The sequence below is a fragment of the Oligoflexia bacterium genome (assembly GCA_034439615.1).
Classification (GTDB): domain Bacteria; phylum Bdellovibrionota; class Bdellovibrionia; order JABDDW01; family JABDDW01; genus JAWXAT01.
This window is the reverse complement of record JAWXAT010000014.1, coordinates 33441-45549: the sequence shown is the minus strand read 5'-3', so window position 1 is coordinate 45549 and position 12109 is coordinate 33441. Positions and strand designations below refer to the sequence as shown.

The window sequence follows — 12109 nt, the reverse complement described above, 5'->3', positions numbered from 1 at the left end:
CTTGCTTACTTACTTGCTTACTTACTTGCTTACTTACTTGCTTACTTACTTGCTTACTTACTTGCTTACTTACTTGCTTACTTACTTGCTTACTTACTTACTTGCTTACTTACTTACTTGCTTACTTACTTACTTGCTTTGAGGCTTGGTCTAATGCTTGCTTCAAACACCCGATAATTAAACAACTACACACTAATTACTTGATTTCTTTGCTTCAAACATTCAATCAAGATTGCAAACTTTCTTAATAACCAGGCTTTATTATTTGCCCAAGCTTTCTTAATAAACCTGAAGGCCCAAACATTTAAGATATTTACTCTCAGGGCGATTTAGAATCCACGGATGATCTGGAGCTTGGCCACCTTGATAAATCACAGTCCCTACGCGCCCCTCTTTTTGCAAGCTCTCTGTTAAAACTTGTAAAAACTCATGCTCTGGAAGATGAAAACTACAGCTACAAGAATAAAGTACACCTCCATATTTTAGTCGCTTTATAGCTAGGGCATTTAGTTTTATATAAGCTTTCACTGCTTGAGGGAGATTCTTTTTAGATTTCACAAATGCTGGTGGGTCAGCAACAATAATATCAAATTTGCCTTTAACTGGAGTTTTTTCTAAATAGTCAAATACATCAGAAGTTATAAAAGTCGCTCGATTTAAATCAAAACCGTTAAGCTCCATACCTTTTTGAACTAGTTTTAAAGCATCAGCACTTTGATCTACAAATGTCACATGCTCAGCACCACCTTTAAGTGCTGAGAGTCCCCAACCACCAGAGTACGAGCAAAGATCTAAAACGGTTTTACCACTTGAATTTTTCTTAAGATGTTGGCGATTCTCTCTTTGATCAAGAAAAAATCCTGATTTTTGACCATCAATAAAATCAGCGGCAAAGAGAACATCCCCTTCTCTCACCTGACCATTTTTTAATGAATCAACTTCACTCTTAACAATGTCTTTACCTTTAACGACATCTTTAAAATTTTTAATATTCTCCAGATGTCTTATTGAACTATCACCTCGAACAACTAAAGCCTCAGGTTCCAAAACTTCAAGTAATGCGGCTTCCCAATGAGACCTTGCTTGATCCATTCCCGCCGTTGTTGAAAGAGCAACACAGCATGAACCTTCATAGACATCAACGATTAGCCCCGGCAAAGAATCACATTCCGAAAAAACAGCACGAAATGATCCGGTTCCCAAAAATTGTTTTCGACGCTGTAAGCTTTGAGTGATGAGATGAGTAAACATTTGTTTAATATCTGTAACTTTTTCCCGTGAGCAAATGCGACCCGTAATTAGTGAATGTGGGTTTACATATCCAAAACCCACATACTCTGACCGACAATAAAACTCAACCCATTGCCCAGGTATTATGGCTTTCATTTTAGTTTGAAATTCGTTTGAGAAAATCCAGAGGCTTCCTCGCTTGATTTGCCCCCAGGCACGCTCTGATATGAGAACTATAGGCCAAACAGTACTCATGAGAGATCTTTTGCGTTTATAGTTTTTTGAATTTGGGCAAATCGATTAAGCGCATCAAGTGGAGTTAAACTTTCAACTTTGGTTTCATGCATAGAATTAATGACCACTTTAAATTTTTCATTAAGTCTTTGAAGTTCATTTACTTTTAAGATGAGCATTTCATTCTCAGCCAAGATTCCGGTGTCGTTGCTACTGCTGTTGCTGCTGCTGCTGTCATTATCGTGAACATCCATCTGTTCAAGTAAATTGAGCTGCTTTGTTTGATGAATCTGCTTAGATTTTACAACGAGTCCTTTTAATATCATCTGAGCTCGATCGGTGACTTGTTTTGGAAGCCCAGCTTGTTTTGCCACATCAATACCGTAACTTCGATTTGCTGCACCTGAAACAAGTTTTCTTAAGAACACCAATTGGCCTTTGAATTCTTGGATCGACATATGCCCGTTTAATAAATTTTTAAAATCTTTATCAAGCTCAGTGAGTTCATGATAATGGGTAGCAAAAAATGTAAAACAACTTATGTTACTTAAAAAATATTCTAAAACAGATTGGGCCAAACTCATTCCATCATAAGTGCTGGTGCCACGACCGATCTCATCTAAAATAACCAAAGATTTTGGAGTCGCATCTTTTATAATTTCTGCAGTTTCAGTCATCTCAACCATAAATGTTGAAAGACCACGACTTAAATTATCACTCGCTCCAATACGTGTGAAAATATGATCAAAAAGAGGGATAAATGCTTTTGCCGCAGGAACAAAAGAACCTGACTGAGCAAGAATTGCTGTTAAAGCAGTTTGTCGCATGAGTGTGCTTTTACCTGCCATATTAGGGCCAGTAAGTAAAAGACATTGCCCTTGATTTAAATAAATATCATTTGGAATAAAAGGCTCACTCATAATTTGCTCTAACACCGGGTGCCTGGATTGTATGATTTTGAGTTGCCCCTCAATAAATTGCGGTCTTACGTAACGCCTTTCATAAGCAAGATGAGCAAACCCTTGGCTTAGATCAATCTGAGCAATTAAAGTTGAAAGATTTAAAAATGAAATGGCTTGAGATAATGCTAACTGTTTGAGATCAGAAAATAATTGATATTCAAGATCACATCTCTTTTGTTGGCTGCTTAATATCTTTTGTTCTAAATCACTCAATTCAGTCGTTACAAAACGCTCTGCTTGCGCAAGGGTTTGTCGTCTCACAAAATGAGCAGGTACTTTTTCAAGATTGGCCTTTGTAATTTCAAGAGAATAACCAAACACAGAATTATACTTTACTTTTAAACTTTGAATTCCTGAGTTTTTACGTTCTTTTGCTTCTAACTCAGAAAGTAAAGTCTGTGCATGAGTTGAGAGTACCACATACTCATCAAGTGTTGAATTAATGCCCGGCTTAATCAGCGAACCTTCTTTAGTCGAATGTGGAAGTTCATCTTGAAGTGTTTCTAAAATGCGAGATGAAATATTACTTGCAACTTTAATTTCTTGCGATGAGCTATTACTATCTAATTTAAGGTCTTGATCTAAATTTTTATTTAAATAATTCCACGATAAATACTCCTTGGCATATTCTTCAGATAAAATACTTATAACTTGCGTAAGTGCTTTTGCTAAAGCTTGAAGATCACGGGCATTACAAAGTGGATTGCTAAGTTTTGCAACCTTACGTTCTAAATCACCAATCAGAGCTAGATTTTGCCTAAGATTTTTTCTGACAACTTCATTTTCATAAAAGTAATTCACAAGATCTAATTGTGTATTTATTTCTTTTGAACTTAAAAACGGGCAAGCCAGTCTTTTCTTTAATACCCGAGCCCCCATGGGTGACTTTGTGCAATCAATAGTTGAAAAAAGACTGCCCTCTTTTTCACCTTCACTGGTTTTAAATAATTCTAAATGCCTGATGGTCGTTGCAGAGATTTTTAAAAAATCTTTTTGTAGAGGCTGAGGTACACGTAAAGTTTTTACGACATCAGGCCCTTGCATTTCTTTAACATATTGGATGAGAAAATCTGACGCTGACTGACCCTTTAGGCGACTTCTATTTGTTATGACACCGCTTAATGTAAATGGAAGAGTTATTTTTTCATCAATTAAATATTCTTGAGGCGATAATTTTTGAATCCAGGTAGAGAGTTCCCCTAATGATAATCCCTCACCTTCTAATACCTCACCAGTTGAAGCATCAACACAGGCTAGCGAATACAACTCATCGCCATGACTAAGTATTGTCGCTACAAAATTAGTAGAAGCACTATCTAAAGTCTCAGGGTCATAGACAATACCGGGTGTAACAACTCGAGTAACAGCTCGTTTGACAATTGTTTTTGCATCTTTTGCATCTTCAACTTGATCACAAATAGCAACTTTGAGCCCTGCTCTTAAAAGCTTATTAATATGAGAGCCGATTGAATGATGAGGAACACCACACATGGGGGTGTCATTGCCTTGAGTTTTATTTCGTGAAGTGAGTGCGATATTAAGAAGTGGAGCTGCTTTTATGGCATCATCAAAAAACATTTCATAAAAATCCCCCATCCGAAAAAGTAAAATCTTATCGGTATGCTGGTTTTTGATATCCCAGTATTGCTGCATGAGAGGTGTTAATTTGGGGGTTTCCATTGGGCTCGTTTCTAGCCCTTTTTGGACACAAAATCATTATTTTTAATATAAAATCGTAAGGGCCAATGAATTGCCTCTTGGGCGTAATCTATTCCAATGCGTTTAGTGGCTATAATGTGTATAAGTACCGCTTAAAAGAAATTTCATCAGATCAATTCTTTAAGAAGCTTTTGATAAATTCCACCAAAGCCACCATTACTCATTAATAAAATAACATCCCCAGGTTGGGCCAAGGTTTTAAGATGGCTGATAATTTCATCAGGTGAATGCCCAAGGGTCGCATGAGCATCGCCTTTGATTTTTTTGATGTCATTAATTAACTCATCAGAATTAAAACGCTGAGTCTCAGAAATTTTACTTTGATCATAGGGCACAGAGACAATCACTTCATCTGCAGTGCTCAGAGCTTTTGCAAAATCATCTTGAAAAATACGTCGCCTTGAAGTGGCTGAACGTGGTTCAAAAACACCAATAATGCGTGATTTTTTAAATCTTTTCTTTACTCCACCAATGGTCACTCGAACAGCTGTGGGGTGATGAGCAAAATCGTCAATGATAGTTATGTGACGGGGCTGACCAATAATTTCTTGTCGCCTTTTTACTCCTTTAAAACTCATAAATGCTTCTCGTACTTTATTTAGATCTAACTTTAAATTATAAGCCAAAGCATAAACACTTAAAGCATTGAGCAAATTATATTCACCAAATAGATTTGATTTTATCGTATCTATTTTTTTACCCTGATAGATTACATCAAATTGAGAATAAGCTTCTTCCCATTTGATATCGCCAAGTTGCCAATCTGTTGATTTAACCCCGTATCCTTGAACATTCTTACATTTTGTTTCTGCTAAAATACTTTTAATATTCTCGTCTTCAGATTGATAAATAAGATGTCCGTCTTCAGGAATAAGCTTTAAAAGCATTTTAAAGGCATCTTTAACATGATCTAAATCTCGATAGATGTCAGCGTGATCAAATTCGATGCTCGTTAAAATCACACTTCGAGGACGATAATGAATAAATTTTGGAACCTTATCAAAAAAAGCTGTATCGTATTCATCACCTTCAATGACAAAATAATTTCCCTTACCAATTGAAAATGTATTTGGAAAATTTAACGGTACACCACCAATCATAAAACCAGGCTTGAGCCCAGCTTTTTCTAAAACCCATGCCGCAATTGCCGTTGTTGTGGTTTTTCCATGAGTGCCTGAAATCACAACACTGTGACGATCTTTAATAAGAAATTCACCCATTGCCTTTGGGAGACTTGTGTAGGGAATTTTACTATCTAAAAGTGCTTGTACTTCAGCATGAGTTTTACTCATAACATTACCAACGATTACTTTATCTGGGCGTGGATTAAGATTCTCAGGCTTATAGCCTTCAATAATATCAATGCCTAAAGATTTTAATTTTGTGCTCATGGGAGGATAAACATTTTGATCACTCCCTCTGACATTGTAGCCCATATCTCGAAGTAATCCAGCAAGACTACCCATGGCCGTACCACAAATACCCATCATGTAAATCGTCTCTTTATTTTTGTTCATCAAGTAATTCCCATATGGCATCATGAAGTTGTTTTCTTAATTTTCCAAAACGAGTGTTGTCTCTATTAGGGTAACTTCCGTTTGCTAATACCGTAACTATGGCTTTACGTTTCACATCTATCCAAATGCTGGTGCCGGTGTAACCAACGTGGCCAAAGGCATTAGAAGATACTTTAGTCCCCGCTGTGCTCACGGGTCTACTCGGTACCATAAACCCTAAAGCCCAATCACCAATACTTTGAGAGACTGAGCGTTGAGCGAATTTTTTAACAAGCTTTGCATTAAATATTTTATTTGATTTACCATTATAAGCATTCCAAATACTCACAGCAAATTTCAAAGTGTCATCCATAGTAGAAAACAAACCTGCGTGCCCTGATACTCCACCCATTGCCCAGCAATTATCATCGTCTACTTCACCACAAATATACCCACGCCTTTTGTCATTACCAGTGGGAGCAAATTGTGACTTTTTTCCAAATTCACAACGTAAAAATCGAGTATTTCCCATTTTTAATGGCTTAAAAATATATTCATGAGCTGCTTCATCAAGTGAAAGACTTAATATTTCTTCAATCACCCAGCCAAGCAAAATAAAATCTAAATCAGAATAGACACATTTTTCTGAGCGCCCAACTTTCTCAGCAGCAAATATTTTTTTTAAAACGGCAACGCGTGACGTAACAGGACATTTCATGAGTTCTTTAAAGTAGGGTCTCCACCACTCAAGCCCTGATTTATGTCTTAATAAATCAATAATTTTAATTTGCCCAGGAGCACGCCCTTGAAGAAAACCCAAATACTTTTCTAATCGATCATTTAAGTTAAGTTTTTTATCATTAACTAGTTTCATGATTAAGGGTGTGGTCACCATGATTTTTGTAAGACTTGAAACATCAAAATACTTATAGGGCTTTCCTAAGTTTTCTCGAATAACGGTTTTGTTTTTTGAATAAACAGTAATTTGAATGTTTTCGGGGAATTTTTCTTTTTTAATTTTATTAAGGATATTTTGAAAATCATTTTTTTCATTCACGTGCAAAACCTTCGATAACTTCAAAACAAGGTCTAGTCACAGCTGAAACTTTAACCTTCACCCCAAATGGCAATGTTAAATTTATTTTATCGTGACCTGCTTTTAGACCCAATAACACAGGGAACGAGGCTTTTGAAAATCGCCTTTTCACTGACTCAAGCCAAAGTTGCCCTCTGCCATCGAGACAGTCAGTGAAATCTCCAAATACAACGGCCTTCACATGATCAAATTTTCCTGCGTGCCAAAGCTGCGCTAAGAGTCTGTCTATTTTTTTACCTGACTCTGCGATCTCTTCGATAAATAAAATTTTATTTTTTGTGTCAATTTCCCAAAGTGTTCCGATTGAGCCTGCAATTAGACTTAAATTCCCGCCCGTTAATACTCCAGTGACATTTTTTTTAGCTCCTAGAACTTTAAGCCCCAAATTCACTTTAAGTCTGTAATTAAAATTAAAAAGTGTTTCTTCTAAAACTTTTTTCTCTAAACCCCGGTACTCTTGTTTTCCTAATCTAGTAAATAATGGCCCGTGAAGTGTTGGCCATTTTAATTTTTGGTTGAAATAAAAATGAAGTGCACTCACATCGCTATAACCAATTAATATTTTAGATGAAGTCTTGATTTTTTTAAGCGCAAGTTCTTGGGCTATATCATAGGCCCCATAACCGCCACGCACGCACCAGATTGCCTTAGCTTTTGGGTTCTTCATAGCCTTGATCAAATTATTTAATCTCGTTTTGGCAGAACCGGCAAAGATAAAATCTTTGTTAAATACTGATTTATCAAAAATAGGTTTTAAACCCATACTTTTAATAACTTTCAAACTTTTATTAAACATCTCCCGATCAAAAAAGGAACTCAGCGCAACAATAGCAACTGCGTCTCCCTTATTGAGAATATGTGGTTTTTTAATCATGATTTATTGTGGGCCAAAGTCAGGGTTTTATTCAAGTTCAATCATAAATAGGCGTTGGATATTTTCCATCAAAACAAGCAGCGCAATATGTATTAGAATTGGCTCGAACCGCCTTAAGTAGCCCCGTTACTGATAAATAACCAAGGGTGTCAGCTCCTACAAATTTTCTGATTTCATCAACTGATTGATTAGCGGCTATTAATTCTTTTTTAGTAGGCGTATCTACACCGTAATAGCAGGGCCCGGTGGTTGGAGGTGCTGCAATTCGTAAATGAATTTCTTTAGCGCCCGCATTTCTGACAAGGCTTATAATTTTTTTAGACGTAGTACCTCGCACAATACTATCGTCGATAACAATAACGCGTTTTCCTCGAAGTAAAGCAGCCATAGGATTAAGCTTAATTTTCACACCAAAACTTCTAATATGACTTCGCGGTTCAATAAAAGTACGCCCCACATAGTGGTTTCGAATTATGCCCATATCAAATGGGATTTTACTTTCCTCTGCATAACCTAATGCTGCGGCAACTCCACTATCTGGCACAGGCACAACTATGTCAGCATCAATGGGGCATTCTTGGGCAAGATATCTACCAAGATTTTTTCTTGCTTCGTAAACTCCTTCACCAAAAACAACACTGTCTGGACGCGCAAAATAAACGTGTTCAAATATACATTGAGCTTTTTTAGGAGCTTCAGGCAAATGAAGACTATGGGTTTTACCCCCGCCATTTTCAATAATAAGAATTTCACCAGGCAAAATGTCACGCTCAAATTTTGCACCGATTAAATCAAAAGCACATGTTTCGCTCGCAACTACCCAAGAACTATAAGATAACCCGTTCATATCCCCATCGAGTTTTCCGATTGAAAGGGGTCTAAAACCCATCGGGTCCCGTACTGCAAAAAGTTGTTTTGAAGTGAGAATAACCAGACTATAGGCCCCCTCTAATTTTTTAAGAGCATTCATTACTCGGTCTTCAAATTTTACAGCTTTGTCTCGAGCAAGGAGATGAATCAAGACTTCCGTATCGTTACTGCCTTGAAAAATCGCCCCATCATTTTTTAATTCTTCACGAAGTTTTCCTGCATTCACAATGTTCCCATTATGAGCGACTGCAACAAAACCATCTTTCAAATTTGCCGTGAGTGGCTGAGCATTGGTGAGAAGATTATCGCCGGTGGTAGCGTAACGAACATGCCCGATGGCGGTTCTTCCTGAGAGTCTGTCTAATTCGGGTTCAGTGAAATTATCTGCAACTAAGCCAAGACCTTTATGATGAATATGATTTTCTTTATCAAGTGAGACTATACCACATGATTCTTGGCCGCGATGTTGAAGAGCAAAAAGACCCAGGTAAGTGATACGGCTAGCCTCGGGATGATTCCAGATGCCAAAGACACCGCATTCCTCACGCCATTTTTTCAACAATGCCCCCTAAACCTTTTTGATAAGCCTTATTAAGAGATTCAACTCGAACGTTTAAGTAATGATTAACACGTAATTCATCATTTTGGGACTTTCCAATTTTTTTAATATCAACAAAATTTTCTAAATGACGACATGTATCGATAAGACGCACTGAATCTTCAGGCCGCACCGCAAAAACTCCGGCATAAAATCTCTCGGCAAAAAGAAATTCAACAATACTTCGATCACGCTCAAAATAATCAATTGCAATACCAATTCCATCGCGACACAGCTTATAAAGAGCCATGATGAGTCCTCCACGCCCAACAACTTGTGAACTCACTGCAATGCCTGAGCTATCTAAAAAAACTTGCTGAAGCGAAGTAAGTGCATCTAAATTTATGCGCGCCTCACCTTGTGGCTTTGTATTTTCAATGAGGCTTGCGTATTCACCAAGCCACAAACTTTCATCTTTTGTGCGAATAAGAAATAAATCTAGCCCCGCTTCAGGCAATACACTTTTTGGACCCGAAAGATCGCGCCTTATTCCCACAATTCCAGTTGAAGGAGTTCCTACGATATTCACACCTAAGGTTTCATTATAAAGACTGACATTGCCACTAATGATGGGCGTGTCAAAAGCACGACAAGCTTTATCTAACCCGGACAAAGCTGAAACAAACTCACCCATGATTTTTGGTTTTTCAGGATTTCCAAAATTTAGACAATCAGTAACAGCAAGTGCTTTGACACCTCGAGCCGCCATTTGTAAAACAGGCAGTGCAATTGCATCTTGTGCACCGACTTCAGGATGCCAGGCCATCAATAACGGGCGACACCCTGTGGCCATCCCTAATACTCGCTTTGAATCAGGAAGCCTTATTAATGCAACCCCATCTTCGCAAGCACTCATGGTTTTAGCACCCACACGTTGATCGTATTGTTTTGTGATCCATTCACGTGAAGCCATTTCAGGACGAGAAATAAATCTTACTAATGTTTGTTCTAAATTTTCAGGCTCACCGGCTGTGATCTTCGTTGTTATGGGCAAAGTGGGCAACTCATAGGGTCTTTCATAAACAGGGGCTTTATCTACAAGTGGTTTATGATCAACACTGGCGAGACATTCTTCACCCCAAAAAAGTTCAACTTTTTCTCCTGAGGTAATTTCACCGATCACGCTACAAGCGAGATCCCAACGCTTAAAGATGGCTTCAACTTTTCGAAGTTTTAAGGGCTCAACAATTAAAACCATGCGCTCTTGGCTTTCGCTTAATAATATTTCTTCAGGTGATATATCGGGCTCCCTTAATGGAACTCTTTTAAGATCCATTTTTAAACCACTATTTGCGCGAGAAGCCATTTCAAATGTAGAACTTGTAAGTCCTGCAGCACCCATATCTTGAATGCCCACCACAAGATTTTCTTTCATCACTTCAAGACAAGCTTCGATTAGAAGTTTTTCAAAAAATGGATCACCTATTTGAACATTTGGTTTTTTCTTTTCTATATCAGAATCAAAACTCTCACTTGCCATGGCTGCGCCATGCACACCGTCACGCCCCGTGCGAGCACCAACATAGACGATGAGATTTCCAACACCGCTGGCTTTTCCATAAAATATTTCTTCACCTGGTCGAAATAAACCTAAGCTAAAAGCGTTTACTAAATTATTATTATTATAACTTGGATGAAACGTTGTTTGCCCATTTACTGTAGGTACACCAACACAATTACCGTACCCACCGATACCCTTAACCACACCTTGCACAAGTTTTGGAGTATGATTATTATCGACACTCCCAAAACAAAGGTAATCCATAGACGCAATTGGCCTTGCACCCATTGTAAAAATATCCCGTAAAATTCCGCCAACACCTGTTGCAGCACCCTGAGTGGGTTCAATAAAACTTGGATGATTATGACTTTCCATTTTAAAGGCAACACGTTCGCCTTCACCTAAATCAATAACACCTGCATTTTCACCAGGGCCTTGAACAACTCGTGGATGTGTTGTGAAGAGTTTTCTTAAAAAAACTTTTGAACTTTTATAAGAACAATGTTCGCTCCATAGAGCTGAATATAAAGCCCATTCTATAATGTTGGGTTCATGACCGATATATTGTTTCATTAAATCATATTCAGCTTTTGAGAGCCTATAGTGTTTAAGCTTTGATTCAAGTGTGTGTAATGTCATAAGCCACCTGCTTTTAAACAATCAAAAAGAAATTTACCATCAGGGCTTCCCATCCAATCATCCATTGCCCGTTCGGGATGAGGCATCAGGGCAGCAACATTTTTTGCCTTATTTGAAATACCAGCAATGTCATGAAGTGAACCATTAGGATTTTTTGCATACTTAAGCCAAATTTGATCATTATCTTCGAGTCGTTTTACGATATCCGCTGGAGCAATCCAGCGCCCCATAGAATGTGCAATGGGAAGTCTAAAATGTGTTCTGACTTTTGAATTCCAAAACCCTTGAGTTGATTTTTGTTCTAAATCTACCCATTCGTCTTGAAACTGCCTTGAAATATTTTTTGTTAATGCCCCATCAAGAAGTTTTGCTTCACAAAGAATTTGAAAACCATTGCATATTCCAAGAACAGGCATTCCAATTTCTGCGGCTTTTCTAAGATCGTCCATCGCTGGTGCATGTGCGGCAAGAGCACCTGCCCGCAAATAATCACCGTAACTAAAGCCACCCGGTAAAACAAATGCTGAGTAGCTCGACGGCTCAAAACGATTGGCCCACCATATATATTTATTTGCAATGCCCACGGCATCAAGAGCCGCTATAACATCGGCATCACAATTTGTTCCTAAAAATCTCAACACCCCTACTGGCTTCAAAGAGCTTTTACCTCAAATGTTTCTATAAGTGGGTTCGCCAATATTTTTTCTGCCATCTGGTGAACCTGCTCAAGTGCTTTTGTTTTATTTTCTTCTTTCACATCTACGATAACAACTTTTCCAACTCTACAATCTTCAACTGTGAAACCAAGTCTTTGAAGACTCCCCTGAACAGCTCGCCCTTGGGGGTCCAATGCTTCAGGTCTTGGCATAATTTCTACTGAAAATTTCATC

The 12109-nt window shown here is 38.0% G+C and carries 9 protein-coding genes and 1 pseudogene; all 10 read right to left on the bottom strand.

All coding sequences use genetic code 11. The features are described from left to right. Nucleotides 1-279: 279 nt before the first annotated feature. Entirely contained in the window at nt 280-1485 is a 1206-nt protein-coding gene (locus tag SGI74_04030) for a class I SAM-dependent rRNA methyltransferase (protein ID MDZ4676657.1), read from the bottom strand. Beyond that, on the bottom strand, nt 1482-4106 hold the full coding sequence (mutS, locus tag SGI74_04025) for a DNA mismatch repair protein MutS (GenBank protein MDZ4676656.1): 2625 nt from the start codon (nt 4104-4106) through the stop codon (nt 1482-1484). Before mutS ends, SGI74_04030 begins: the two co-directional genes overlap by 4 nt. 11 nt (nt 4107-4117) lie before the next feature. Next, nucleotides 4118-4213, bottom strand: a pseudogene (locus SGI74_04020) (DNA-3-methyladenine glycosylase). A 39-nt stretch (nt 4214-4252) separates the two neighbouring features. Next, nucleotides 4253-5662, bottom strand: a complete 1410-nt coding sequence (gene mpl, locus SGI74_04015; protein ID MDZ4676655.1) for a UDP-N-acetylmuramate:L-alanyl-gamma-D-glutamyl-meso-diaminopimelate ligase — start codon at nt 5660-5662, stop codon at nt 4253-4255. Beyond that, a complete protein-coding gene (locus SGI74_04010) occupies nt 5649-6698 on the bottom strand; it encodes a serine hydrolase (GenBank protein ID MDZ4676654.1) in 1050 nt (349 codons plus the stop codon). The genes mpl and SGI74_04010 overlap by 14 nt, the downstream gene beginning before the upstream one ends. Next, nucleotides 6691-7611, bottom strand: coding sequence for an LD-carboxypeptidase (locus SGI74_04005; protein MDZ4676653.1), 921 nt, complete (start codon nt 7609-7611; stop codon nt 6691-6693). Before SGI74_04005 ends, SGI74_04010 begins: the two co-directional genes overlap by 8 nt. Before the next feature lie 37 nt (nt 7612-7648). Continuing rightward, the gene (gene purF, locus SGI74_04000; protein MDZ4676652.1) at nt 7649-9040 is read right to left on the bottom strand and encodes an amidophosphoribosyltransferase; all 1392 of its coding nucleotides are present in this window, start codon (nt 9038-9040) and stop codon (nt 7649-7651) included. Continuing rightward, the gene (purL, locus tag SGI74_03995; GenBank protein MDZ4676651.1) at nt 9024-11219 is read right to left on the bottom strand and encodes a phosphoribosylformylglycinamidine synthase subunit PurL; all 2196 of its coding nucleotides are present in this window, start codon (nt 11217-11219) and stop codon (nt 9024-9026) included. The genes purF and purL overlap by 17 nt, the downstream gene beginning before the upstream one ends. Next, nucleotides 11216-11875 carry a phosphoribosylformylglycinamidine synthase subunit PurQ gene (gene purQ / locus SGI74_03990; GenBank protein ID MDZ4676650.1) on the bottom strand — a complete coding sequence of 220 codons (660 nt, stop codon included), beginning with the start codon at nt 11873-11875 and terminating at the stop codon, nt 11216-11218. The genes purL and purQ overlap by 4 nt, the downstream gene beginning before the upstream one ends. Continuing rightward, complete coding sequence (gene purS, locus SGI74_03985; protein MDZ4676649.1) at nt 11872-12108, bottom strand: phosphoribosylformylglycinamidine synthase subunit PurS; 237 nt, start codon at nt 12106-12108, stop codon at nt 11872-11874. The genes purQ and purS overlap by 4 nt, the downstream gene beginning before the upstream one ends. Between the last annotated feature and the right edge of the window lies 1 nt (nt 12109).